Raw genomic sequence first — 25,814 nt, 5'->3', positions numbered from 1 at the left:
AATGAAGAACCTTTTACTTGTAGAAAGTGAAAATGATAAATTATTTTTTGAAGCAATCATTAAAAATTTAGGGAATGAATATCGGATAGATGACTGGATAAATATAGATTATGAATGTTTAGGCGGCGAGGGAAATCTTAAAGAATAGACTTGTTCTTCTAAATAAAATATATTAAAATCAATTACTTACATATACTTGATAACACTCACAATCAGTTGATACAGCCTAATAAATAAACTTTAAATTAAATTATTAAAAATAATAAATAAGCTTTATAATAAATTTCTATAAAAAATAAAAATCAAAGTATAACATGAAAATAAAAGAAATTTTACCAAGAATTTATGATGATAGACAGTTAAGAGCTTTAACAGGATTAAAAACAGAACATTTTATTTTACTATTATCTCTATTTGAAAAGACCCTTATTGAAGATCAAAAAGAAAAACATGAAAATAAAGAAAGAAAATACGGTAGTGGTTTAGATAGCACATTAAAAACACCCGCAGACAAATTATTATTTATATTAAATTATATGAAGTGTTATTCTACTTTCGATCACTTAGGGTTTTCTTTTAATATGAATAAATCATGCGCCCATACTCATGTATACAAATTATTTCCAATTTTAATAAAGACGTTAGATATATTTAATGTTTTACCTGCAACAAGTTTTTCAACCCCTGAAGAAATGCAGCAGGCTTTTGGCGGAGTTCAAACATTGATAATAGATGCTACAGAGCGTGCTGTACAACGCCCTAGTGACTATGAAGAACAAAATGAATTTTACAGTGGTAAAAAAACAGCATACAATTAAAAATACCACTATAGCTTCTTTAGGTCATTTAATTTTATATATTGGGGTTAGTTTTCCGGTAAAAATCATGATTATGGAATGTTTAAAAAGAATTTAATCCAGAATTAAATTGGTTTAGTAATTTTAATATATTTATTGATTTAGGTTATTTGGGGTTTAATAATGAATATAAAACTAATTCGGTAAATATTCCTCATAAAAAACCAAATAAATCTAAGCATAATCCAAACCCAACATTAACTGAAAATCAAAAAAAGAAAACAAAGAGATGAGTCGTGAAAGAGTCATTGTTGAGCATGTAATCGGTGGAATGAAAAGATATAGATGCCTAGTTGACAAGTTTAGAAATAAAAAATAAGGTGTAAAAGATTTATTTTCTTTTTTAGCGGCTATCCTATGGAATTTTAACATGATATATTAACTTCTTCTGAAAGAACAAGTCTAATCATTAAACGTACTTAAAAATACAGCCATTAAAAATGACGACATAAAAAAAGTTGGAATAATTCTTGATCAAGATAAAAAAACACAAGCAGAGCGGCTAACAATAATTAATGGTTTTATTCAGGATATTTTTCAAAATAACTCAAAAACTATGGCTACCAACTTAAGACGGGACAAAATAAAGAACTAACTGCGATATTCTTGTATCATAGGTTAATGACTAAAAAAACAGAACAACACAGAAAATACGCGCAGCTAGTCACGCAATTATCGCTGAAATTACAACAACAGGCAAGCAAACTGTTCGTAACTTAGCTTCAATTGTTGGTCGCTCAAAAAGCAGTGTGCATCGTCATCGTCAAGCGCAAACAAAGCGAAATCGACATCCTGAATCATCATTATGGGAAACCGAGGCAGGTAGTTCTTGGCAAAGATTAATGGTGTTTTCCGCCTTGTATGTCTTTGGATTAAAGGCAGGCGTAGGTGCAGAGACTTTATCGCTGTTTTTTAAAATGATACGGATTGACACCCATGTGGGCGTATCACCCGACGCACTGCGGACTCAAATCAATAAAATGGAAGTCTTATTGCCGCAGTTTCAGCAAGAATGCGAAAAAGTGTGAAAAAACAAACACGTAAAGTTGTTGCTGGGCTGGATGAGACTTTTTCGGCAACTTTATGATTTTAGTTTTAATGGACTTACGTTCTGGCTATCTTTTGTTGGAAGATATTAGCGATGATAGGTGCTACGATACTTGGTATAAAAAGGTTTCGCCACGATTAGAATCATTAGGCATTGAGGTTAATCATGCGATTAGTGATCGCGCTAAGGCGTTGATAAAAATGGCAGTGACGGGGTTTAAGTGCGAATCGGGGGCAGATATTTTTCATGCTCAACAAGATATGAGTCGCTGGTTAGGCGCGAAAATCGGCAGGCGTGCAGCAAGGGCTGAAAAACAGCGGCAAGCAGCGCAAACCGCAGAGTCTACTGTTTCTAAAACGGCAACGATGCAGAAAATTATTGGACTTAAAACAACACGGATAACGGCTGAAAAAGAGCTTGAAGAAGCCAAAAAAATACAAACAGATTATCACGAAAACTTACAAGGGATTGCGGATGAAGTTCATCCTTTTTCACTCAATGATAGTCGTAGAAACGATGCGGAACAGGTTGAGAAGTTGCTAGAGTTAAGAGCGCGAGCCTTTGAAAAAATAGCGGAAAAACAAGGGATTAACGATCATAAAGGCGTGATGAAAAAGTTTCGTAATCAAATAAAACCGTTAGCGGTATCCATCAGTTTTTGGTGGCTTTGGGTACGCGAAACCTTGCAAAATTTGGGGCTTGATGCGGATACCGAATATTGGTTGACCACAACATTATTACCCGTTGTTTATTGGCATCAGAAAATGGAACAAACTAAAAGCCGCAGGTCAAAGGAAAACTATCGAAAAGCTTGGGAAACCGCGTCTGATAAGCTCAAATCAGACCCATTTAGTGCAAAGTTATCAATCAGTGAAATGCAGCGATGGCTAACATTGGCGGAGCATATGGCAAGGCAGTTTCAACGCAGTTCATCTGCGGTGGAAGGGCGAAATGGCTGTTTATCGCAAATGTATCGCAATGGGCGAGGTTTGAATAAAAAGCGATTAAACGCGTTGACGGTCATTCATAACTACGGAATCAAACGTGAGGATGGCACAACCGCCGCCATGCGTTTATTTGATACCGAGTTTCCAGACTTGTTTTCATGGCTACTGAATGAAATGGGCGAGTTACCGCTTCCTAGAAATAGTCGAAAGCGTGTGTTTTCTAACCCTTTGAAATTGCTGGATGTCCCGTCTTAAATTGGTAGCCAAAACTATCAGTGATACACATGAGTTTATTACGCTTGTAGCAGATGAAGATACAGAATTTGAATTGGCTTGTTATTTTGTTAATTTAAATGGACAAGGTGAATTAGAAAATATTTTAAAGGAAATAAAATCTAAGGACTCACCTCATGCAGATTGTTTGGATAAATGGGTTAATTGTTTAAAAAATAAAAATGAAATTTTTAAGGAAAAGGATTTATTAAAAGAATGGGTTAGGTTTTATATTCGCTATGATACTTGTCAAGGGCGTGATAGAAATCAAGCACATCGAAAATGTGATATGAAAGCAGCATTAGGAAAATCTATTTGGGATTTTGAGCATAAATGTTTAAATGAATTAAAACGTTTTTTAAAATCATTTAAAAAAGAACCCCATATTTTGGAGTAATTTTTAGTGTCCTATAAAAAATTCACCCTAGAAAAACTTAAAATCCAGTTTGAAATTGAAATCCAAAAACAGTCTTTATTTACGAATATTGAAAGTTTAGAGCAAAGCGCGTGGTTAATCGAAAGTTTAAATATAGCTAACTTAATTCCGCTTACGAGTGAAAAGGCTAAATCTGAATTAGTTATTATGCCGATTTTAGCTGAAATTTTAAAAAAAAATCAGCATAAAATTTCACTTTATTCAGGTATTTTATTAAATGCAGATAACAAACAAGGCTTAAATGGTGAATGTGATTTTATTTTTAGTAATAACCCACATTCTTATTTCTTAGAAAGTCCCATTTTTGCTTTGGTTGAAGCTAAAAATGACAACATTGATTATGGTATGGCGCAATGTATTGCTCAAATGATAGGGGCTGACCTCTTTAATCAAAAACATGATATTTCTATTCCTTGCATTTACGGTTGCATTAGTAATAGCGATGCGTGGCAATTTCTTAAACTGGAAAATAAGCAAATTATTATTGATAATAAACGCCATTATTTAGATAATGTCGGTGGTTTATTAGGTATTTTTCAACATATTATTAACACTTATTCTTAAAATAAAGACATAAAAATGCGAGCATTTACAACATTAACTTCAATCGTAATGCCATTGGACAGAGCAAATATTGACACCGATGCCATTATCCCTAAACAATTTTTAAAATCCATTCATCGTACTGGTTTTGGTGTTTTTTTATTTGATGAGTGGCGTTATTTAGATCGTGGCGAGCCTGATATGGATTGCACAAACCGCCCTTTAAATACGGATTTCGTGATGAATCAGCCTCAATATAAAGAGGCGCACATTTTATTAACACGCGAAAATTTTGGCTGTGGCTCATCCAGAGAACACGCGCCTTGGGCATTAGATGATCATGGATTTCGGGTAATTATTGCCCCAAGTTTTGCAGATATTTTCTATAATAACTGCTTTAAAAATGGGATTTTGCCGATTGTTTTACCTTCAGAACAGGTTGAACGTTTATTCAACGAAGAAAAAAAAGGTTATCAACTCAGTGTTGATCTAGAAAACCAAACCCTTATAAACCCTGATAATCAAGTCATTACCTTTGAGATTGACCCCAGTCGCAAAGAACGTTTATTACAAGGTTTGGATGATATTGCCTTAACCTTACAACAAGCCGATGACATTAAAGCCTACGAAATCCAACGTGCAAAGCGCGCACCTTGGCTATTTGCATAAAAATTAAGGAATCAAAAAGAATGACAAAAAAAATAGCAGTCTTAGCAGGCGATGGCATTGGCACAGAAATTATCGCAGAAGCCCTTAAGGTTTTAGATGTCCTCAATGTAGATATGGATTTAGGGTTCACCTTTGAAGACGGTTTGATTGGCGGCGCGGCCTATGATGTTCATAAAACCCCTTTTCCTCAAGAAACGATTGATTTAGTTAAAGTGGCGGATGCGGTTTTATTAGGGGCTGTGGGCGGTAAAAAGTGGGAATCTTTGGAAATTGCTTTACGTCCTGAAAAAGGCTTATTAGGCTTACGTTCAGAATTAGAATTATTTTCTAATTTACGCCCTGCATTGTTGTACCCACAGTTAGCCGATGCCTCAACCTTAAAACCAGAAGTGATTTCTGGCTTAGATTTAATGATTGTGCGTGAATTAACAGGCGGCATTTATTTTGGTCAACCACGCGGAGTTAGAGTCTTAGAAAATGGCGAAAAACAAGGCTTTAATACCTTAGTTTATACCGAATCTGAAATTCGTCGCATTGGACATTCTGCCTTTAAAATTGCTCAAAAAAGAGATAAACGCTTATGTTCCGTTGATAAAGCCAACGTATTAGAATGTACAGAGTTATGGCGTGAAGTTATGGAAGACGTTGCGAAAGACTATCCTGATGTTGAATTAAGTCATCTTTATGTTGATAATGCCTCCATGCAGTTAGTTCGCGCCCCTAAACAATTTGATGTTATGGTAACGACTAATATGTTTGGCGACATCTTATCTGATACGGCAGCCATGCTCACAGGGTCATTGGGAATGCTTCCTTCGGCTTCCTTAGATGTGAATGGAAAAGGCATGTATGAACCCATTCACGGTTCTGCCCCTGATATTGCAGGACAAGGGATTGCGAATCCTTTAGCTACTATTTTATCGGTTGCCTTAATGTTGCGTTATACCTTTAATAATGAAACAGTGGCAGGTAGAATTGAAAAAGCGGTGAATGACGCGTTAGATGGTAATATTCGTACAGCTGATATTTATTCAGAAGGCATGACAAAAGTGAGTACCTCAGAAATGGGTGATGCGGTTGTTGCGGCTTTAAAATAACAAAAATTAAGCGATTAAGACTTAGTAAGTTTAATACCGACTAAGTCTATCGTATTTATGCTAAAAAGTGGAGATGTAAAAACGTGAGTAAAACTTATAATGTTGCTATTGTTGGCGCAACAGGAGCGGTTGGCGAAGCAATGCTGGCTATATTAGAACAACGTAATTTTCCTGTTGGCGAAGTTTATGCTTTAGCCAGTAGTCGTTCAGTCGGTAAACGCATCCCTTTTAAAGGGGGTTCATTAAAGGTTGAAGATTTAGCAGAATTTGATTTTTCCAAAGCTCAAATTGGATTATTTTCACCAGGGGCATCCGTCTCTGCTGAGTACGCCCCTAAAGCGGCAGCGGCTGGCTGTATTGTCATCGATAATACCTCACAGTTTCGTTATGACGATGATATTCCGTTGGTTATTCCTGAAGTGAATCCTGAAAAAGTCGCTGATTATAAAAATCGTGGCATTATTGCTAACCCTAATTGTTCAACGATTCAAATGTTAGTGGCTTTAAAACCCATTTATGATGCAGTAGGTATTGAGCGAATTAATGTAGCAACTTATCAAGCGGTTTCAGGTACAGGTAAAGAAGCGATTAAAGAACTCGTTCAGCAATGTGGTCAATTATTAAATGGAAAATCCATTACAACCGAAGTTTATCCTAAGCAAATTGCTTTTAATGTCTTACCTCAAATTGATGTTTTTATGGATAATGGTTATACCAAAGAAGAAATGAAAATGGTTTGGGAAACTCAAAAAATATTAGGGGATTCGACTGTAAAAGTAAATGCAACTGCCGTTAGAGTGCCTGTTTTTTATGGACATTCTGAAGCCATTCATATTGAAACCAAAACTAAAATTGATGCTAAAACAGTCACAAAATTGTTAAAAAATTCAGCAAATATTACGGTTATAGATGAACATAAAGACGGCATTTACCCTACTGCAGTCACCGAATCATCAGGTGAGGATGATGTTTTTGTAGGTCGCATACGAGAAGATATTTCCCATCCTAAAGGCATTAACTTATGGGTTGTCGCTGACAATATAAGAAAAGGGGCCGCACTAAATAGCGTGCAAATAGCAGAAGAGCTGGTAAAAAACTACATCTAGTCTAAGCTTAGAAGGTGTATATTTTGACTGTTCGCGGAAAAAAACTGTGGTAAATACTTGGAAGGAGAGCAAACGTGCGTAATTTGACTAAAGCCTTTGCGGCTATATCATTACTAGCACCCGCAACTAGTTATTCATTAGGCGTAGGTAATATTAAATTACACTCATCGCTTAATCAAAAATTAAGGGCTGAAATTGCTTTGGTGGTTTCTGCATCGGCAGGTGAAGATATTGATGATATTAAAGTTCGTCTTGCTCCTCCCGAAAAATTTGATGCCGCTGGGGTAAAGTGGAGTTATTTTCTTTCAAAAATAAAATTTGCAACCAAAAAAAAATCGAATGGCGCCGTTGTTATTCAATTAACATCCACTGAAGCGTTAAGAGAACCCTTTCTTGATTTTTTGATTGAAGTTAATTGGTCAGCAGGCAGTCTTTATCGCGAATTTACCGTTTTAGTTGATCCTCCCACAGCTTACGCCCAACCGATTGCCGTTGCAGAAGCCCCCAAGCCGCAATCCGTTAGTGTAAACAAAGTATCGCCAACCAATACAATCGCTCAAACAACCCCTTTCACAGATGAAACAACATCAACCCCCGCTAATTTAAATGGGATTATTATTGAAGATTTGAGCAAAAAAAATACCGCTCAAAAATTTGATAAAGATGGGTCAATTCAAAAAGCCCCTATTATTGCAAAAACGAGAAAAACGAGAACAGCGAGAAAAAAGAATAACGCTAAAAAATCCCGCCCTCGTATTACTCAAACGTATAATCTTAAAAAGCCTCTAAAATACAGAGGTAAAAAAACAAAAAAGTATAACCCAAAAAGTAGCCCTAAATATAAGGCTAAAAGAACACCGAAAAAGAACGTTAAAAGAACACCCAAATACGTGCCTAAATCGGCTAAAGCAACTGGTAATAAGTATGGACCAACCGCTAAAAACACATCACTATCGCTTATTGCTACCAAAATAAATAGAGGGGCGGGTATTTCAAATGAGCAGAAGATGCTCGCTATTTATGAAGCGAATCCTCATGCTTTTTATCAGCAAAACATTAATGCACTTAATGCGGGAACACTATTAACCATCCCAAGTCGTCAAGTAATTTTAAAAATTTCTCGTCAACAAGCCCTTGCTGAATTTAAACGACATACGAATGAATGGAACGGGGTTGTTTCGAGGGAAACAACAAAAATAACCCCTAAAACAAAAAGTAAACGTCCAGAGATTACTTTAATTGCCCCTGATGAAGAAAAAATATCAAGTAAAAATAAGGACGCTTTAAAATCTAGTACACCAAACAATGAAGAGGCCAAAAAGCTTGCGGATGCCAATCAAAACTTAGTTGTTCGTTTAGAAAAATTACAAGAACAATTAACCAATGTTCGCAAGATGATTGCATTAAAAGATCAACAACTAGCGTTGTTAGAAAAAAGGTTATCCGCAAAATCAGCAAAAGAAAGTGATGCCGAAAAAGCAAAGCGGCAAAAAATTGAAGCTGAACTAGAAAAAACAAAAGCAGAAGCAATTAAAGCAACCAAAGCTCAAGAAAAATCAGTGGCTGAAGCTAAAGCAGCTAAAGCTAAACTAGATGCAGAAACTAAGGCTAGAGAAGCTAAAGAAAAAGCAGCGTCTGAAGCTAAAGCGGCGAAGGCAAAACTGGATACAGAAACTAAGTCTCAGGAAGCAAAAGAAAAAGTAGCTGCTGAAACTAAAGCGGCTAAAGCTAAACTAGAGGTAGAAACTAAGGCTAAGAATGCAAAAGAAAAAGCAGCTGCTGAAACTAAAGCGGCCAAAGCTAAACTAGAGGTAGAAACTAAGGCTAAGAATGCAAAAGAAAAAGCAGCTGCCGAGACAAAAGCTAAAGCAGAGGCTGAAACGGCCAAAGCTAAACTAGAGGTAGAAACTAAAGCTAAGAATGCAAAAGAAAAAGCAGCTGCCAAGACCAAAGCTAAAGCAGAGGCTGAAACGGCCAAAGCTAAACTAGAGGTAGAAACTAAATCTAAGAATGCAAAAGAAAAAGCAGCTGCCGAGACCAAAGCTAAAGCAGAGGCTGAAACGGCCAAAGCTAAACTAGAGGTAGAAACTAAATCTAAGAATGCAAAAGAAAAAGCCGATGCTGAAATCAAAGCCAATGCAAACATAGAGAATACGCTCGCAAATAATGAGGGAACGCCTTCTGACGCGACTAATGAAGCATTAGATCAAACAACAGTGAGTTCTGACGTTTTAGATCCTGAAACCGCTAAAAATAAATTAGTGGCGTTAGAAGCCGCTGTTGAACTGAATGAAGTCACTGAAGCAGAAGAAAATTTAGCCGCAACAACCCGCGCTGAAGAAAAAAATGATAAATTAAGCGAACTTGAAATAAAAACGTCCAAATCAGATGCTGATAAAGAAGCCATCAATTCATTAAAGGCCGAAATCAAAGCCGATGAAGAGGCTCGAGATTACGCTGAATTTGAAGCGATGGAAAAATCAGATGCGAATGCAAAAGAAATAGAAAGACTGAAACAAATTATTGCATCTGGTTCTGTAAATGATAACGCCCCTGAAAAAGATGAAACCTCAAATGATGAGTCTAGTATTTTTTCAGATCCTTATTATTTAGGTGTTGCCGGTGGGTCTACCTTATTTTTAATTTTACTCGGCTGGCTCTTTTGGCAGAAACGAAAAATACAAGACTCAACCGAAGTTGAAAGCATGTTCACCGAGTCAAGTGAAATCAATTTGCCCAGTGATGATGATGATGATGAATTTGGAGTAGAAAGTTTAGATGATAACTCCTTATTTATGTTTGGCGGTGAAAGCTCTTTCTTAAGTGATGATAATGATTTTGATGCTTTTGAAGTTGAACAGGACGATGTTGATCCTATTTCAGAAGCCGATGTTTATTTAGCCTATGGTCGTTATCAACAAGCCGAAGAATTAATGCGTCAAGCCATTGATGATCAACCTAATAGAGATGAATGTAAACTTAAATTATTAGAAATTTTAGCCGCTAATGAAGATAAAGAAGGCTTTGAAAAATATGTTCAGGAATTATCAGATAGTGGTAAAAATTCAGAGGGTATTTTTTGGATAAAAGTGGCTGAAATGGGTCATGAGATTATTCCTGATTCCCCCTTGTTAACCTTAACAGAAAGCTCTAATACTGAGTTAGCAGATGATACGGCTGAAGAAACAGAAGAGACACTATCAGCAGACGATGATCTTGACTTTTCTACATTCGATGACAACACGGAGTCCCTAGAAACTGATTCTGATAATTTAACGGATACCTCTCTAACGGAAACATCAAGTTCAGAAGAAGATGACTTGTCTTTGTTTGATGACCCTAGTTCAGATAACGCCACTGTTAGTTTGGATAAAACAGACACCTTAGACGATGATTTATCAAGTTTTGATGATGGTATTGTAGAGCCTGAGTCGGTAGAAAATAATGTTGATTTTGACTTATCAGCGTTTGATGATGAGACAACAGAGCCTGCTCCTGTGGATGAACCCATAGAAAATAATGTTGATTTTGACTTATCAACGTTTGATGATGAGACAACAGAGCCTGCTCCTGTGGATGAACCCATAGAAAATAATGTTGATTTTGACTTATCAACGTTTGATGATGAGACAACAGAGCCTGCTCCTGTGGATGAACCCATAGAAAATAATGTTGATTTTGACTTATCAACGTTTGATGATGAGACAACAGAGCCTGCTCCTGTGGATGAACCCATAGAAAATAATGTTGATTTTGACTTATCAACGTTTGATGATGAGACAACAGAGCCTGCTCCTGTGGATGAACCCATAGAAAATAATGTTGATTTTGACTTATCAACGTTTGATGATGAGACAACAGAGCCTGCTCCTGTGGATGAACCCATAGAAAATAATGTTGATTTTGACTTATCAGCGTTTGATGATGAGACAACAGAGCCTGCTCCTGTGGACGAACCCATAGAAAATAATGTTGATTTTGACTTATCAACGTTTGATGATGAGACAACAGAGCCTGCTCCTGTGGATGAACCCATAGAAAATAATGTTGATTTTGACTTATCAGCGTTTGATGATGAGACAACAGAGCCTGCTCCTGTGGACGAACCCATAGAAAATAATGTTGATTTTGACTTATCAACGTTTGATGATGAGACAACAGAGCCTGCTCCTGTGGATGAACCCATAGAAAATAATGTTGATTTTGACTTATCAACGTTTGATGATGAGACAACAGAGCCTGCTCCTGTGGATGAACCCATAGAAAATAATGTTGATTTTGACTTATCAACGTTTGATGATGAGACAACAGAGCCTGCTCCTGTGGACGAACCGATAGAAAATAATGTTGATTTTAATGATTTGTCAGAATTTGAAGACGGGTCTATAACAGACATTGGATTAGATGATGAAAGCCCAATAGAGGATGGTTTTGATGATTTATCAGAGTTTGAGGATGGCTCAATTACTGAAATTGGATTAGATAATGAAAATTCAATCGAGGATAATGACGATTTATCAGAATTTGAAGATGGTTCGATAACTAAAATTGGATTAAATAATGATGATACCGTAGACGATAATTTTGATGATTTATCGGAATTTGAGGATGGATCAATAACAAAGATAATACCTAGCAATGAAATGCCATTAGATGATGACTTTGATCTATCGAGTTTTGATGCTGAACCTGTTGACTCAGCGGTTACCGATGAACAAGGCACTGTAGAAGATAACTTTGACCTATCAAGCTTTGATAGTGACCCTACTGATTCAGCCGTGACTGATGAACAAGAATTAACAGAAACTAAATTTGATTTATCTAGCTTTGAAGAAGACGCGGTTGCTGGAATACTTTCTAACGATCAAAACTCATTAGAGGATAGCTTTGATCTCTCTGGTTTTAATGATGAGGCCATCGCAACAACGTTTACTGACGAACACGATACCGTAGATGATGAGGTTGATTTTGATTTATCAGGGTTTGAAGAAGAGTCTGAATTAACCTCTACGGATAGTCCTAATTTAGGCATAGAAAGTTCAGTTTCCCCTGAATTTAATGAAGCGAATGCTGATATTATTGATTTATCAAATGTAGCTCCCCTAGATGATGTTAGCTTGTTGAGTGATAATACCGCGCCCTTGGGTCTTAATAACGCACTCTCACTTAATGATGAAAATGAAGATTTCAGTGGTTTAGAAAAAATGAATACTGAAGATACCAAACTTGATTTAGCGCGGGCCTATATTGATATGGGTGATTTAAATGCAGCAGAAACCATTGTTAATGAAGTGTTAGCCGAAGGAACGGATGAGCAAAAGGTACTCGCTAAAGAATTAATGAGTCGTTTATAACCTGATTCACTCAACAAGGACGCTTTAAAATCCTTTTTTAAGATGAAAATTCTTGTTTTTGAATATGTTTGTGGCGGCGGGTTATGTGCTGAGGATTTACCGACAGGACTAGCCAAGGAAGGTCTGTTGATGCTTAGTGCAATGATAAAAGATTTATCCGCTCTACCCGAACATTCCTTTTCTGTTTTAATAGATTGCCGGTTTACTCATCATTTTAAGGCCGATTTTGAAATGATTTCTATTCAGAAAGAATCGGATATTTTAACAATTTTCAAGCAGGCTTTAGTTAAGGTTGATTCGGTATGGTTAGTTGCCCCTGAAAGTGAAGGGATTTTATTTAAATTTACTCGGCTTGTTGAATTAGCCGATAAGCAACTCCTTTCACCTCCCAGTGATAGTCTTGTTAAAATGACCGATAAATGGCAAACGTTTCAAGCGTTATCTTCCCATCATATTCCAACCGTCACCACCGCTATTTTAACTAAAAATATGCCGCCATTCACAGGTAAAGTCATTATAAAAAAACGAGATGGTGTAGGTTGTGAAGACTGTTTTATAATGGATTCTCCTCTCGATTTAAGTCAGCAATTAGAATACTTAACCCCGCCTGAAAAATATATTATTCAACCTTTTATTCACGGTGAAAATTTAAGTCTTTCTGCCATTTTTAAACACGGCAATGCCGAATTACTTTGTGTTAATCGTCAACACATTCAGATAAAAAATAAACACATTAAATTACAGGCTTGCGAGGTCAATTATGCAATTGAACCCACTGAATTTAAGCTCCTGTTAAATAAAATCGCCCTCGCTTTTCCGCGTCTTTGGGGCTATGTGGGTATTGATCTAATTAGTCATCAGCAGCAATGGCTTGTTTTAGAAATCAACCCACGCTTGACCAGCTCCTATGCAGGCATAAGCCAGGCATTACACATCAATGTTGCCGCTGCTATTTTAAAATTATCGTATTCTGAACTCGAACCTTTTCCTATTTCTAAACACTCAATCCGTATTAATTTACATTGAATAAAAGCTAGAGACCTCTCGCGTTTAAAATTCACTCAACGTGAGCGTCTCCTTCTCTAAAATTGAACTGACCTTACTTCTTATGAATAATAAAAATTCTGCCACCATCTACTTAAAAGACTATCAAGTCCCTGACTATTTAATTCACACGGTAGCGTTAAGTATTACTCTTGATGAACAACGAACACGAGTCGTCTCAACCTTAACAATGCAGCGTAATCCTGCCAGTGATAATCCGTCACCGCCACTGGAACTTTTAGGCGAGCAGCTTGACTTAGTGAGTCTTACTTTAGATGGGCAACCCTTAACCGAGGATAATTATAAAGTCACGGATGAATCATTAACCCTTGCATTCGTTCCCCTGACGGATTCGTTTACATTAGTGGTTGAAACTATAATTAACCCAAAAACGAATACCGCCTTAGAAGGGCTGTATTTATCCAATGAAATGTTATGTACACAATGTGAAGCCGAAGGTTTTAGGAAAATAACCTATTATTTAGATCGCCCTGATGTGATGGCCAAATTTACCACCACTTTAATTGCTGATAAACGACGTTACCCCGTTTTACTCTCAAATGGAAATAAAATTGCAACGGGTGAATTAGATAATCACCGTCATTGGGTCAAATGGGAAGACCCTTTTGCTAAACCGTGTTATTTATTTGCCCTCGTTGCAGGCACGTTAGAGCCGATTGAAGATCATTTTACCACGATGACAGGGCGTAAAATAACCCTACAAATTTTTGTCGAAGCCCATGATAAAGCAAAATGTCTTCATGCGATGGCCTCGTTAAAAGAGGCGATGACATGGGATGAAAAGGTTTACGGTCGCGAATATGATTTAGACTTATATATGATTGTTGCGGTGAGTCATTTTAATATGGGCGCAATGGAAAACAAGGGCTTAAATATTTTTAATACCAAGTTTGTACTGGCGAGTCCTGATACGGCAACCGATACCGACTACGAACATATTGCGGCCGTCATTGCTCATGAATATTTTCATAATTGGTCGGGTAATCGCATTACCTGCCGAGATTGGTTTCAATTAAGTTTAAAAGAAGGGTTTACTGTTTTTAGAGATCAGTCTTTTACCGCCGATCATACTTCTCAAGGGGTCAAACGTATTGAAGATGTTAATTTATTACGAATGCGTCAATTTGTAGAAGATGCAGGGCCTTTAGCCCACCCTATTCGTCCTGAAGCTTATATTGAAATTAATAATTTTTACACCTTAACCGTTTATGAAAAAGGGGCGGAAGTGGTGCGAATGTTGCAAACGTTATTAGGGAAAGCAGGTTTTCGGGCGGGAAGTGATTTATATTTTGAACGGCATGATGGTCAAGCGGTAACCTGTGATGATTTTATTCAAGCAATGGAAGCGGCGAATACGATTGACTTAAGTCAATTCAAACGCTGGTATTCACAAGCGGGAACCCCTGAAATTGATGTTTCTCAACAGTATGATGAAACGGCTAACACATTAACCTTAACGCTTGAACAACACAGCCAATCTCATGAACCCTTACTCATTCCTTTAAAAATGGGGTTATTAAATCATCGCGGGGAGCCTGAAAAAATTAAGTATCAAGGGACGGAAACCGTTACAGATGAAATAACATTACAACTGACTGACACTAAACAGCAATTTGTTTTTGAAGGGTTATCTGAAAAACCTGTCTTATCATTACTGCGTGATTTTTCTGCACCGATAAAATTAAATCTAGCTCAACCACTGGATGAACTCGCTTTTTTATTACGCTATGATAGCGACCCTTTTAATCGCTGGGAAGCGGGACAAAAATTGGCCGCGTCGCTCATTTTTTCATTAATAGAGGCTATTCAACAAGGACAAGAGCTAACGTTAAAGCCGATCCTTATAGAAACCTTTACGCATTTATTAGCTCAAGAGTGGACGGATTTATCCTACTTATCATTACTCTTAACCTTACCCGCTGAACTTTATTTAGCCGAACAAATGGTTGTTATTGATGTGGATGCCATTCATCAAGCACGTGAATTTGTTCGTACTCAATTGGCTGAAAAATTACACCCGCAATTTTATCAGTTGTATCAAACGCATCATCAACCTAATTCTGACATTATTGATGCCATCGCTATTGGGAAACGTCGTATTAAAAACAGTTGTTTGAGTTACTTGACTCAACTTGAGACTGAAAAAAGCCAACACTGTATTGGCCAGCAATTTAAAACCGCGACTACAATGACCGATCAAATTACAGCGTTGGGATTAATGGTTAATAGCCAACATCCCGAAAAAACAGAACATCTTGAGGCGTTTTATCAGCAGTGGCAACACGAAGCACTCGTCATTGATAAATGGTTTTCTCTACAAGCGAGTTCCCCCTTAGCTGAAAGTTTTACCCAAATTCAGAATTTAATGACGCATCCCGCGTTTGATTTGAAAAACCCGAATCGAACTCGTTCGTTAATTGGGGCTTTTTCTCAAGGAAATCCTGTTTGTTATCATGCTAAAAATGGAGAGGGCTATCAATTTTTAGCCGATAATGTGATTGCGTTAAATGCAATCAATCCCCAAGTTGCTTCAAGAATGGTCACAGGACTCACGCAATGGCGACGTTTTGATAAAGAACGTCAACAATTAATGAAAATACAGTTAGAGCGGATTGTAAAAACAGCGGGGATTTCTAAAGATGTCTATGAATTGGCCAGTAAAAGCCTGTCTTAGCGCATAAATAACCTAAAGAGCCGTGTTGAAAACGGCTCTTTATCAAAAAATATTATCCAACTAAACTCAATAAAACCCCAGCGGCAACCGCTGAACCAATCACGCCTGCAACATTAGGCCCCATAGCGTGCATCAATAAAAAATTATGCGGATTACTTTCAAGTCCTATTTTATTCGCAACGCGTGCTGCCATAGGAACGGCTGAAACTCCAGCGGCCCCAATTAAAGGATTAATCGGGGTGTCACTAAATTTATTCATAATTTTAGCCATCATGACCCCGCAAGCCGTACCGATACAAAAAGCAATTGCTCCTAACGCTAAAATACCTAACGTTTCTACCTTTAAAAAGGCTTCTGCACTTAATTTAGACCCGACCGCTAATCCTAAGAAAATCGTCACGATATTAATGAGTTCATTTTGAGCCGTTTTGCTTAACCGCCCAACGACACCACAACTATTCATTAAATTACCCAGACAAAACATACCGACTAAAGGGGCCGATGAGGGGAGTAATAAGGCACATAACGCTAATAGCATTAAAGGAAAAATAATTTTTTCAGATCGACCGACATGCCTTAACTGCGTCATTTCAATTTTACGCTCATCCTCACTGGTTAATGCACGCATAATCGGTGGTTGAATTAAAGGAACTAAGGCCATGTAAGAATACGCAGCCACCGCAATCGCCCCTAATAAATCGGGGGCAAGTTTTGAGGCGACATAAATAGCCGTAGGCCCATCTGCTCCGCCAATAATAGCAATGGCTGCTGCATCTTTAAGGGTGAAATCTAAACCGGGAATCGCATTTAAAGCCAAAGCCCCTAACAGTGTTGCAAAGATTCCAAATTGTGCCGCCGCGCCTAAAAATAAAGTTTTGGGATTGGCCAGCATCGGCCCAAAATCCGTCATTGCGCCCACCCCCATAAAGATCAATAAGGGAAAAACGCCTGTCTTGATACCCAAATAAAGGTAATGAAGGATTCCCCCTTCATCCGCAATGCCTGCAATCGGAATATTACTTAAAATTGCACCAAAACCAATCGGTAATAATAATAAAGGTTCAAAGCCTTTTCTTATGGCCAGAAAGAGTAATAAAAAGCCAATAAGCATCATGAAGGCTTGAGCAGCACTAAAGTTATATAACCCCGTACTGTGCCAAAGTGTAATGATATTTTCCATCAAATATCCCTTAAAGTTTAAATTATTTTTTTAACGAAAAAAAACACGCTAGCATAGATGATAACCATCCTAACGTGTCTTTAAAAGGTCGATTGTGTCGTGTCTTAGAGGTTAATTAAACGTTCATTAACGCTTACCGCATCCCCTTCTTTTATATTAATAGCCGTCACAGTGCCAGAAAATTTTGAGCGTACCTCAGTCTCCATTTTCATCGCTTCCATCATTAAGACAATATCCCCTTCATTAACCTGACTTCCAACCGTCACATTAATTTTAAGGATATTGCCCGCCATAGGCGATTGAATGGCGATGTCACTACTTGATGCAGGGGCCGCTATTGTTGCAGGTGATGATGCCGCTTGAATAGTCAATTCAGTATTTCCAGCCCCCACGGCCACATTAAAGTTTTGACCATTCACGTTAACCGTATAAGTTTCGGTTGGAGATACTTTATTTTCTATTTTAGCGTCAATAACCGCATGAGGATTAGGCGCGGGTTCAAATGCACTTGCATTCCCTCGATTGGCAATAAACTTCCAACCTACTTGAGAAAACAACCCCTTAATAAGGGCATCTTCCTCAACATGCTCAGATAAGGTGACCCCTTCTTTTTTGGCTCTATCAACAACGTCACTAATTAAAGTATCCATTTCCGCCTCAATTAAATCGGCGGGGCGACAAGTAATTGCAGTCGCGCCATCTAAAACACGCTGTTGCAGCTCCTTATTAACCGCAGCAGGCGTTGCGCCATATTCGCCTTTTAAAACGCCAGCGGTTTCTTTAGTAATTGTTTTATAGCGTTCCCCTGCAATAACATTTAAGACCGCTTGAGTCCCCACAATTTGAGATGTCGGGGTGACTAACGGTAAATAGCCTAAATCTTGACGGACACGAGGGATTTCTTTTAAAACCTCATCAAACTTATCAGAGGCTCCTTGTTCTTTTAGTTGGCTTTCCATGTTGGTCAACATACCCCCTGGAACTTGCGAAACTAAGATACGCCCATCAACCCCTTTTAAGCTGCCTTCAAATTGAGCATATTTTTTACGAACCCCTCTAAAATAATGGGCCACTTCTTCGAGTTTAATTAAATCCAGTCCCGTATCACGCGTTTGATCCTTAAAGCTAGCCACAATCGTTTCCGTTGGGCTATGCCCATAAGTCATACTCAAAGATGAAATAGCCGTATCGACATTATCAACCCCAGCTTCAATGGCTTTAATATAGGTTCCTACACTTAATCCCGTGGTTGCATGACAATGCAAGTGAATAGGAATATCCACGATGTTTTTTAACTCGCTGATTAACTCATACGCATCATACGGGGTTAATAAGCCCGCCATATCTTTGATACAAATAGAATGCGCGCCTAAATCTTCAATTTTACGTCCTTGCTCGACCCATTTAGGAAGGGTATGAAAAGGACTGGTGGTATAAGAAATTGTTCCTTGTGCATGAGCATCCGTATTTAAAACTGCTTTTACCGCACGTTCAATATTTCGCATATCATTCATCGCATCAAAAATACGAAAAACATCCACCCCATTAATGGCACAACGCTCTACAAATTTATCGACAACATCATCCGCGTAATGACGATAGCCTAAAATATTCTGTCCTCGAAATAACATCTGCTGCGGCGTATTCGGCATCGCTTTTTTAAGCAGACGTAATCTTTCCCAAGGGTCTTCACCTAAGTAACGGATACACGCATCAAAGGTAGCCCCTCCCCAAGACTCAATTGACCAATAACCTATATTGTCTAATTTTTCACAAATAGGCAACATATCTTCAATGCGTAGACGTGTTGCAAGAATGGATTGATGGGCATCCCGTAAAACGAGTTCGGTAATACCTAGAGGTTGATTAGCCTTTACCATTATTGTTTCTCCTGTAACCTTTATAGGGTTGTGATGGTTTACCTTTGTAAGGTAAAGAAGTCATTCTATAATTTATATTTAGAGCGTTTGTCATGGGTTACAATCAAACGCTGTGTTTTTTTCTATATTGATGGACGGCGGTACTAATTGCGGCAACAACTTGAGGGTTAACGCCTTTTACTGCGGTCGTTTCGGTTGTTTCGGTCGTTTCTTCAACGACAAAACGTTCAATCAATTTTGACATTCCATTGACCGTAACAATTAACATGGCTAGAAATAAAAACACCGTTCCCATTCCTACCAACATTATTTCTACCCCTACTGACATCATTTCATTCATAATAAAACCAACTCATTTCAAATACCAAGACATTATGCCATTGTAATAATACAATGGCTAATAATACCACATTGTCCATTTGCTTTAGTCAGGAATTCTATGTTATTTAATAGCTTAAAAGCTATTTTTTGGTGTACAGTAACCTCCTAAATTTTACAAAATTTAGCCTCCTTTAAAACCCAATTATCTCTCTATTAGCAAGGTTATTTATGTTAATTAATATCGGTATAGCTGCTTTATTTATGATTGCTCTTGGCATTGTGCTAGCGATTATTTTAGCGGTTGCCAATAAAAAACTTTTTGTTTATGAAGACCCTCGAATTGAAGCGGTTGATGACATGCTTCCACAAGCACAATGCGGTGCCTGTGGAACACCTGGTTGCCGTCCCTTTGCAGAAGCTGTGGTTTCAGGGGTTAAAAATCCAGCGGCCTGTACCGTTAATAGCCCCGAAGGAAATGCTGAAATTGCCGATTTTATTGGTGTGAACATGGGCAATCATGAAAAGGTAGTCGCCCGTCTAGCCTGTGCGGGAGGAACTCATGTTGCTCGAACACGGGCAAAATATGAAGGGATGCAATCCTGTCAGGCAGCGGCTGCGGTTGCAGGGGGCGGTAAAGGCTGTAACTGGGGCTGTTTAGGGCTAGCGGATTGTGCCGAAGTCTGTGATTTTAATGCCATTTTCATGGATGAACATGGATTACCGATTGTTATTGAAGATAAATGTACCGCCTGTAACGATTGTATTGTCGTGTGTCCTAAAGATTTATTTTCACTGCAACCCGTCAGTGAACAACTGTTTGTTGCCTGTAAAAGTCTTGCCGAAGGTGATGTTGCCGAAAAAGAATGCGATGTTGCGTGTACGGCTTGTGAACGCTGTGTGAAAGATGCCCCTGAAGGCTTAATTGAAATTAAAAACAATCTTGCCGTGATTAATTATGAAAAATACGCTGATTTTGAAGTCAATAGAACCCCTATCGAACGTTGCCCAACAGGCGCTATTGTCTGGATAGATAGCCCGCTAGGGACAACACGCTCCAGTACAGGAAAAGAATCTAAGAAAATTTTACGGACCGAATCGCTCCCTCTAGGTTAGTTATACTTTAAATTCGAGAATAATAATGACTCCAATTACCCACTTATCCCAACTTGATTTAACAAAAAGTTATTCGTATGCCGATTATTTAACAGGGCAGCTTGATGACGCGGTTGAATTAATTAAAAGCAAGATTATGTTAATGTTACCTGCGCCAGATTGGATCATTGAAATTTTATCTAAAGGAAACTCTAAAAAAGAAATGCAGCTTAAATATGACTTATATGAAGAAAGCGGCGTTTTGGAGTATTGGCTCGTTTACCCTTATGAAAAAGCCCTTCATCAATTTATTCTCAATACCAAATCAAAAAAATACGAATGGCTTGCCATGTTTTCGGAGAATGATAACGTAACACCGCATACGTTTCCAAATTTAAAAATTGATTTAAATGATGTTTTTAATACTTAATGAATGTTGATATTTCGATTGTTTCGGCCCTATTAGTTATTACATTAGCTTTTCTTGCAAGTAACCGCTATTCAGCCGACATCATCTTGGTGTCAGCCCTAAGTTTTTTATTGGTTTCAGGTATTTTATTACCGAGTGAAGCGCTTGTTGGCTTCTCTAATCCTGGTATGTTTACCATTGCCGTACTTTATATCGTCGTTGCAGGCCTGCGTGAAACAGGCACGGTTGCGTGGTTAAGTCGCTTATTATTAGGAAAACCCCGCAGTCAATCCATGGCTTTAATACGGCTATTAATTCCTGCGGCAACCATGAGTGCCGTAATTAATAATAGCCCTGTGGTTGCGATGTTTATTACAGCAGTACAAATTTGGTGTAAACGTTCAGGCTTTAAAGCATCACGCTTTTTACTCCCCTTAAGTTATATCTCAATTTTAGGAGGCACCTGTAGCTTAATTGGAACCAGTACGAATTTAGTTATTGATGGCTTAATGCGTCAATCAGGCTTTCCAGGCTTTAGTTTATTTGAATTATCCGCCGTAGGCATTCCTATTACACTGGTTGGCGGACTTTATTTATTAACCGTAGGACAAAAAATACTCCCTGATAACCCAGGTACCATTGAACAATTTCAAAATACGCGTGAATATCTACTCGAAATGTATGTTGAAGACGGCTGTGAGTTAGCAGGACAAAGTATTGCTGACGCGGGTTTACGAAATTTATCCAGTCTCTATTTAGTTGAAATTATTCGTGGTGAACAATTATTTCCCGTTATTTCACCTCACACTATGATCGAAGTTGACGATCACCTTGTTTTTGCAGGAGCGGTTGAATCCGTAGTTGAATTACGTCGCATTCGAGGCTTAACCGTCGCCACCAAACAACTGTTTAAATTAGATGGGCAACAACATGAGCGACGTTTATTTGAAGCCGTTGTTTCAGCAGAATCTCCCATTGTTAATATTAATATTCGTGAAGCCCGTTTTAGACACCGCTATAATGCGGTCGTTTTATCCGTTTCCAGAAACGGACAACGTATCAAAGGTAAAGTGGGGAATATTTGCCTACAAGCGGGTGATACCTTATTAATTGAAGCGGAAAAAGGCTTTTTATTTAAATACCGCAATAACCGTGATTTTTTATTAATTAGTAAGCTTGAAAATTCAGCGCATGTTCGTCATACGCACGCCTTAAGAGCCATTATCATCCTATTTTTAATGCTCACGTTAACAGTCACAGGATTAATGAGCATCTTACAATCCGCCCTATTAGCAACAGGGGCAATGTTATTAACAGGCTGTTTAACCCTAGAAAATGCTCAAAAAGACATTAACTATTCCGTACTCATCGTTATCGCCTGTGCCTTTGGTGTCGGCGCAGCGGTACAAAAAGTAGGCCTTGCAAGTTTACTTGCAAGTCAGGCATTACACTTAGCGGATAATAATCCTTGGATTTTATTAATTCTGATTTACCTTGTCACCAGTATTTTAACCGAAATGATTACCAATAATGCCGCCGCCATTATTATGTTTCCCATCGCAATGAGTGGGGCAGAAACGTTAGCGGTTAACGAAACGCCTTTTGCCGTCGCAGTGATGATCGCCGCCTCAGCAAGCTTTTTAACCCCGATTGGCTATCAAACTAATTTAATGGTTTATGGGCCAGGCGGTTATCAATTTAGTGATTATATAAAATTAGGTCTTCCACTGAGCCTAATCACCGCAATAACCGCATTATGGTTAATTCCCCAACTATGGGCTTTTTAAACTAATTAGGATCAATAAAATGACAGTAACTGCACAGGGTGGTCAATTAATTAATTTATATATTGATGATAAAACACAGCTTGCCCTTGAAAAAGAAAAGACTAAAAATAGCCCCTCATGGACGCTAACAAAACGTCAGCTTTGCGATGTTGAATTATTACTTAATGGCGCGTTTTCACCGTTGCAGGGATTTTTAACCGAAGCGGATTATAATTCGGTTTTAAGTACAATGCGTCTAAACGATGGCACGCTATGGCCGATGCCGATTACATTAGATGTCACCGCTGATTTTGTAGCCCTTATTAGCAACGAAAAGACCCTTGCTTTAAGAGATCCAGAAGGGGTATTAATTGCCACTATGGAGGTTACGGACTGTTGGAAAGCCAATAAAACCTACGAAGCAGACGCTTTTTTTACCACCCTAGATCAATCGCACCCCGGTGTTCACTATTTATTTAATGAAGCCAATGAGTATTATTTAGGTGGACGTTTAACAGGGATAACGCCGCCCTTTCATTATGATTTTCAAGAATATCGACAATCGCCCGCCGAATTACGAGCGTATTTTGAAAAAAATGCGTGGACGAACGTCATTGCCTTTCAAACCAGAAATCCTGTCCATCGCGCCCATGTCATTATGATGAAACGCTTAATGGCAGAACACCAAGCCAATGTCGTCATTCATACTGCGGTTGGCCTGACAAAACCAGGTGACATTGATCATTACAGTCGAGTTCGATGTTATAAGCGAATTTTGGACTATTACCCTAAAAATTCAGCCCTCTTACGTTTATTACCGTTAGCCATGCGAATGGGCGGGCCTAAAGAAGCCTTATGGCAAGCGATTATTCGTCAAAACTACGGCTTTAGTCATTTTATTGTTGGGCGTGATCATGCAGGCCCTGGACGTAGTAATCGTGGAGGAACCTTTTACGATGTTAAAGCCGCTCAACAATTAGTTGCAGAGTATCAAAATGAATTAAACATAAAAATTTTACCCGCCCCATTTCTACTTTATTCACCTGATCGGGGGGAATTTTGTGAAGAACATCAATTATTAGAAGGGGAAGAGGGGCTGTATTTATCAGGCGCAGAACTCAGAAAAATTTTACAAAAAGGCGGAACCATTCCGAGTTGGTTTGCTTACCCCTCCATTATTGATGAACTGCATATCACCTTACCCCCGTATTCTAAACAAGGCGTGACCCTTTTTTTCACAGGGCTTTCAGGTTCTGGAAAATCAACCTTAGCCAATGGTATTTTAGTTAAATTTTTAGAATACGGCGGACGAAAAGCCACCTTACTGGATGGTGACGTGATTCGTAACATGCTCTCCAGCGAATTAAATTTTACCAAGGCTCATCGAGACTTAAATGTTTTGCGCATAGGCTATGTTGCCAGTGAAATTACAAAAAATGGAGGAGTCGCTATTTGCGCACCCATTGCGCCGTACGCACGAACACGGCGAAAAGTTCGACAAATGATTGAGGAACTCGGCTCTTTTATTGAAATTCATGTTTCAACTCCCTTAAACATTTGTGAATCGCGTGATCGTAAAGGCCTTTATGCCCAAGCACGAGCAGGAAAAATAAAAGGATTTACAGGAATAGATGATCCTTATGAAACCCCTGAAAACCCCGAGTTATGCATTGATACATCCCTTTATTCAACCGAAGAGGCTGTAACTAAAATATGGGAAAAAATTATTGAAATTGGGATTATTCAACCCTAAGAAATAAGCGAAAATTAACCTTCTCATGACAATGGCGGCTAGGGGTAAATTCTTCCCACCTAGCCACTGGATTTTTTCACAAAAATCACCAACCCAACGTGCAGTTTTCCGTAACGTCAGTCATCAACAAAATATAACCGAGGCAAAAAATGTTTGGATTTCGATTTATAAAACTTCAGCCGACAGATTATGTGCTGCAATACCGTAATGGGCAATTGGTTAGAGAAGGCGCAGGATTTCTTTCTTTTATTTTACGCCGACCACCTCCTTAGTACGTATTCCTGTTGGCAGTGTTGATACCCCTTTTATTTTTAGGGAAATGACATCGGATTTTCAAGAAATTTCGTTGCAAGGGCAGCTAATGTATAAAATTCTTGAGCCTAATAAGTTATCTCAATTAATGAATTTTGTTTTAACCCCGAATGGCAAAGATCATACTTCCGATGACCCGCAAAAATTAGCGCAACGTTTAATTAATCATACCCAAGTTTTAACCAGTTCAGCGGTTAAAACGATGCCTTTACGCGACGTATTAATGGGGTCAGATACTGTCTTAAAAAGCAACTCTATTTTACTTTTATTTATTAAAAATTAAGCTTATTTTGATTTACTCTTTAAAACCCTAGCTCTTAATTTGGTAATTTATATCAAATGGTTTTTCTGACTTTAAGACACCATAGGACAAAATTAATAATTTTCTCATGACAGCGATTATCGCTACTTTTTTAGGCTTACCATTATTAACTAAACGCTCATAAACAAGCTTCAGCATTGGGTTGTATCGAATAGCGACAAGTGCTGGCATATAAAGTGATTTACGCAATCGTTTATGCCCAAGCTTAGATAAGGATGATTTATCAATGCTTGTACCTGACTGTATGATCTTAGGCGTTAATCCCGCATAACTGGCAATTTGTTTTGAACTTGAAAAGAAATTAATATCACCAATATACGCTAAAATACTCCATGCAGTACGCTCACTAATACCGTTAATGCTTGTTAATAATTTGACTTGCTGACTGAGACATTCATTTTTTTAACAATGTCCGCAATGTGTTTTTTAACCCGATCAATTTCATTATTAATCGCTTTTTGTAATCATTTGATAGAACGCGATGTCTGTTTATTTACACTAGCTTCTAAATGATTATTTTGTATCTACTTTAAATTTCAGGGTAAAACAAATATCAGACCTGCAAACTTTGCGCTTTTTGAGCGATAAGATTCGCCATAGACGGCATTTTGAATTCACCACTAACTCGGTCATAAACATAATCATAAAAACTCACGGCTAGTTTTTTAGCCGTTTCAGCAAGACTCATAAAACTGTCTTTGATTTTCGTG

23 protein-coding genes and 1 pseudogene are annotated in these 25,814 nt (G+C 38.1%); 19 read left to right on the top strand and 5 right to left on the bottom strand.

The window, feature by feature from the left end; genetic code table 11:
- Nucleotide 1: 1 nt before the first annotated feature.
- From Q9M50_03465 to pepN, 14 genes are all read left to right on the top strand, one after another.
- Complete coding sequence (locus tag Q9M50_03465) at nt 2–148, top strand: hypothetical protein (protein MDQ7089687.1); 147 nt, start codon at nt 2–4, stop codon at nt 146–148.
- A 166-nt stretch (nt 149–314) separates the two neighbouring features.
- The gene (locus Q9M50_03460; GenBank protein MDQ7089686.1) at nt 315–818 is read left to right on the top strand and encodes a transposase family protein; all 504 of its coding nucleotides are present in this window, start codon (nt 315–317) and stop codon (nt 816–818) included.
- A 149-nt stretch (nt 819–967) separates the two neighbouring features.
- Nucleotides 968–1,090: a hypothetical protein gene (locus tag Q9M50_03455; GenBank protein ID MDQ7089685.1), complete on the top strand. Its 123-nt coding sequence runs from the start codon at nt 968–970 to the stop codon at nt 1,088–1,090.
- Nucleotides 1,087–1,176, top strand: a complete 90-nt coding sequence (locus Q9M50_03450) for a hypothetical protein (protein ID MDQ7089684.1) — start codon at nt 1,087–1,089, stop codon at nt 1,174–1,176. The genes Q9M50_03455 and Q9M50_03450 overlap by 4 nt, the downstream gene beginning before the upstream one ends.
- Nucleotides 1,177–1,606: 430 nt before the next feature.
- Nucleotides 1,607–1,885 carry a hypothetical protein gene (locus Q9M50_03445; GenBank protein ID MDQ7089683.1) on the top strand — a complete coding sequence of 93 codons (279 nt, stop codon included), beginning with the start codon at nt 1,607–1,609 and terminating at the stop codon, nt 1,883–1,885.
- A gap of 55 nt (nt 1,886–1,940) precedes the next feature.
- Nucleotides 1,941–3,107, top strand: a complete 1,167-nt coding sequence (locus tag Q9M50_03440; protein MDQ7089682.1) for a DUF6399 domain-containing protein — start codon at nt 1,941–1,943, stop codon at nt 3,105–3,107.
- Nucleotides 3,094–3,522 carry a hypothetical protein gene (locus Q9M50_03435; protein MDQ7089681.1) on the top strand — a complete coding sequence of 143 codons (429 nt, stop codon included), beginning with the start codon at nt 3,094–3,096 and terminating at the stop codon, nt 3,520–3,522. The genes Q9M50_03440 and Q9M50_03435 overlap by 14 nt, the downstream gene beginning before the upstream one ends.
- 6 nt (nt 3,523–3,528) lie before the next feature.
- Nucleotides 3,529–4,125: a hypothetical protein gene (locus Q9M50_03430; protein ID MDQ7089680.1), complete on the top strand. Its 597-nt coding sequence runs from the start codon at nt 3,529–3,531 to the stop codon at nt 4,123–4,125.
- A gap of 15 nt (nt 4,126–4,140) precedes the next feature.
- Nucleotides 4,141–4,773 (top strand): 3-isopropylmalate dehydratase small subunit, encoded by a 633-nt coding sequence (gene leuD, locus Q9M50_03425; GenBank protein ID MDQ7089679.1) that lies wholly within the window; start codon nt 4,141–4,143, stop codon nt 4,771–4,773.
- 20 nt (nt 4,774–4,793) lie between these two features.
- A complete protein-coding gene (gene leuB / locus Q9M50_03420; GenBank protein MDQ7089678.1) occupies nt 4,794–5,870 on the top strand; it encodes a 3-isopropylmalate dehydrogenase in 1,077 nt (358 codons plus the stop codon).
- Between the two features lie 83 nt (nt 5,871–5,953).
- Nucleotides 5,954–6,976: an aspartate-semialdehyde dehydrogenase gene (locus tag Q9M50_03415; protein ID MDQ7089677.1), complete on the top strand. Its 1,023-nt coding sequence runs from the start codon at nt 5,954–5,956 to the stop codon at nt 6,974–6,976.
- A gap of 74 nt (nt 6,977–7,050) precedes the next feature.
- Nucleotides 7,051–12,330 (top strand): FimV/HubP family polar landmark protein, encoded by a 5,280-nt coding sequence (locus Q9M50_03410; protein ID MDQ7089676.1) that lies wholly within the window; start codon nt 7,051–7,053, stop codon nt 12,328–12,330.
- A gap of 42 nt (nt 12,331–12,372) precedes the next feature.
- Nucleotides 12,373–13,356 (top strand): ATP-grasp domain-containing protein, encoded by a 984-nt coding sequence (locus Q9M50_03405; GenBank protein ID MDQ7089675.1) that lies wholly within the window; start codon nt 12,373–12,375, stop codon nt 13,354–13,356.
- 82 nt (nt 13,357–13,438) lie between these two features.
- Nucleotides 13,439–16,069 (top strand): aminopeptidase N, encoded by a 2,631-nt coding sequence (gene pepN, locus Q9M50_03400; protein ID MDQ7089674.1) that lies wholly within the window; start codon nt 13,439–13,441, stop codon nt 16,067–16,069.
- A gap of 52 nt (nt 16,070–16,121) precedes the next feature.
- Here pepN and Q9M50_03395 read toward each other — a convergent pair whose 3' ends face one another.
- The 3 genes from Q9M50_03395 to Q9M50_03385 all read right to left on the bottom strand — a co-directional run bounded on the left by Q9M50_03395 (nt 16,122) and on the right by Q9M50_03385 (nt 19,469).
- A complete protein-coding gene (locus Q9M50_03395; protein ID MDQ7089673.1) occupies nt 16,122–17,249 on the bottom strand; it encodes a sodium ion-translocating decarboxylase subunit beta in 1,128 nt (375 codons plus the stop codon).
- 104 nt (nt 17,250–17,353) lie between these two features.
- Nucleotides 17,354–19,129, bottom strand: coding sequence for a sodium-extruding oxaloacetate decarboxylase subunit alpha (gene oadA, locus Q9M50_03390; GenBank protein MDQ7089672.1), 1,776 nt, complete (start codon nt 19,127–19,129; stop codon nt 17,354–17,356).
- A gap of 103 nt (nt 19,130–19,232) precedes the next feature.
- A complete protein-coding gene (locus Q9M50_03385) occupies nt 19,233–19,469 on the bottom strand; it encodes an OadG family transporter subunit (protein MDQ7089671.1) in 237 nt (78 codons plus the stop codon).
- Nucleotides 19,470–19,678: 209 nt separating this feature from the next.
- On the opposite strand from Q9M50_03385, the gene Q9M50_03380 reads away from it, so the two are divergent.
- The 5 genes from Q9M50_03380 (at nt 19,679) to Q9M50_03360 (ending at nt 25,065) form a co-directional block, all read left to right on the top strand.
- Complete coding sequence (locus tag Q9M50_03380) at nt 19,679–20,563, top strand: RnfABCDGE type electron transport complex subunit B (GenBank protein MDQ7089670.1); 885 nt, start codon at nt 19,679–19,681, stop codon at nt 20,561–20,563.
- Between the two features lie 25 nt (nt 20,564–20,588).
- Nucleotides 20,589–20,972, top strand: a complete 384-nt coding sequence (locus Q9M50_03375) for a Uma2 family endonuclease (GenBank protein ID MDQ7089669.1) — start codon at nt 20,589–20,591, stop codon at nt 20,970–20,972.
- Complete coding sequence (locus Q9M50_03370) at nt 20,972–22,738, top strand: SLC13 family permease (GenBank protein ID MDQ7089668.1); 1,767 nt, start codon at nt 20,972–20,974, stop codon at nt 22,736–22,738. Before Q9M50_03375 ends, Q9M50_03370 begins: the two co-directional genes overlap by 1 nt.
- Nucleotides 22,739–22,757: 19 nt before the next feature.
- Nucleotides 22,758–24,470 carry a bifunctional sulfate adenylyltransferase/adenylylsulfate kinase gene (locus Q9M50_03365; GenBank protein MDQ7089667.1) on the top strand — a complete coding sequence of 571 codons (1,713 nt, stop codon included), beginning with the start codon at nt 22,758–22,760 and terminating at the stop codon, nt 24,468–24,470.
- 319 nt (nt 24,471–24,789) lie between these two features.
- Nucleotides 24,790–25,065, top strand: a complete 276-nt coding sequence (locus tag Q9M50_03360) for a hypothetical protein (protein MDQ7089666.1) — start codon at nt 24,790–24,792, stop codon at nt 25,063–25,065.
- Nucleotides 25,066–25,092: 27 nt separating this feature from the next.
- Here Q9M50_03360 and Q9M50_03355 read toward each other — a convergent pair.
- Both Q9M50_03355 and Q9M50_03350 read right to left on the bottom strand, forming a co-directional pair.
- Nucleotides 25,093–25,467 (bottom strand): annotated as a pseudogene (locus Q9M50_03355) (transposase).
- A gap of 190 nt (nt 25,468–25,657) precedes the next feature.
- Entirely contained in the window at nt 25,658–25,792 is a 135-nt protein-coding gene (locus Q9M50_03350) for a hypothetical protein (protein ID MDQ7089665.1), read from the bottom strand.
- Between the last annotated feature and the right edge of the window lie 22 nt (nt 25,793–25,814).

This window comes from Methylococcales bacterium (genome assembly GCA_030949405.1).
Classification (GTDB): Bacteria; Pseudomonadota; Gammaproteobacteria; order Methylococcales; family Methylomonadaceae; genus WTBX01.
The sequence above is the reverse complement of the archived record's forward strand: the minus strand, read 5'-3'. Positions and strand labels throughout refer to the sequence as shown.

What these genes read in the sequence shown, in the direction of transcription:
- pepN (MDQ7089674.1), top strand. Translation starts at nt 13,439, where the DNA reads ATGAATAATAAAAATTCTGCCACCATCTACTTAAAAGACTATCAAGTC.
- leuD (MDQ7089679.1), top strand. Translation starts at nt 4,141, where the DNA reads ATGCGAGCATTTACAACATTAACTTCAATCGTAATGCCATTGGACAGA.
- Q9M50_03450 (MDQ7089684.1), top strand. Translation starts at nt 1,087, where the DNA reads ATGAGTCGTGAAAGAGTCATTGTTGAGCATGTAATCGGTGGAATGAAA.
- Q9M50_03365 (MDQ7089667.1), top strand. Translation starts at nt 22,758, where the DNA reads ATGACAGTAACTGCACAGGGTGGTCAATTAATTAATTTATATATTGAT.
- Q9M50_03435 (MDQ7089681.1), top strand. Translation starts at nt 3,094, where the DNA reads ATGTCCCGTCTTAAATTGGTAGCCAAAACTATCAGTGATACACATGAG.
- Q9M50_03370 (MDQ7089668.1), top strand. Translation starts at nt 20,972, where the DNA reads ATGAATGTTGATATTTCGATTGTTTCGGCCCTATTAGTTATTACATTA.
- Q9M50_03385 (MDQ7089671.1), bottom strand. Translation starts at nt 19,469, where the DNA reads ATGAATGAAATGATGTCAGTAGGGGTAGAAATAATGTTGGTAGGAATG.
- Q9M50_03440 (MDQ7089682.1), top strand. Translation starts at nt 1,941, where the DNA reads ATGATTTTAGTTTTAATGGACTTACGTTCTGGCTATCTTTTGTTGGAA.
- oadA (MDQ7089672.1), bottom strand. Translation starts at nt 19,129, where the DNA reads ATGGTAAAGGCTAATCAACCTCTAGGTATTACCGAACTCGTTTTACGG.
- Q9M50_03360 (MDQ7089666.1), top strand. Translation starts at nt 24,790, where the DNA reads ATGACATCGGATTTTCAAGAAATTTCGTTGCAAGGGCAGCTAATGTAT.
- Q9M50_03350 (MDQ7089665.1), bottom strand. Translation starts at nt 25,792, where the DNA reads ATGAGTCTTGCTGAAACGGCTAAAAAACTAGCCGTGAGTTTTTATGAT.
- Q9M50_03460 (MDQ7089686.1), top strand. Translation starts at nt 315, where the DNA reads ATGAAAATAAAAGAAATTTTACCAAGAATTTATGATGATAGACAGTTA.
- leuB (MDQ7089678.1), top strand. Translation starts at nt 4,794, where the DNA reads ATGACAAAAAAAATAGCAGTCTTAGCAGGCGATGGCATTGGCACAGAA.
- Q9M50_03375 (MDQ7089669.1), top strand. Translation starts at nt 20,589, where the DNA reads ATGACTCCAATTACCCACTTATCCCAACTTGATTTAACAAAAAGTTAT.
- Q9M50_03395 (MDQ7089673.1), bottom strand. Translation starts at nt 17,249, where the DNA reads ATGGAAAATATCATTACACTTTGGCACAGTACGGGGTTATATAACTTT.
- Q9M50_03465 (MDQ7089687.1), top strand. Translation starts at nt 2, where the DNA reads ATGAAGAACCTTTTACTTGTAGAAAGTGAAAATGATAAATTATTTTTT.
- Q9M50_03405 (MDQ7089675.1), top strand. Translation starts at nt 12,373, where the DNA reads ATGAAAATTCTTGTTTTTGAATATGTTTGTGGCGGCGGGTTATGTGCT.
- Q9M50_03380 (MDQ7089670.1), top strand. Translation starts at nt 19,679, where the DNA reads ATGTTAATTAATATCGGTATAGCTGCTTTATTTATGATTGCTCTTGGC.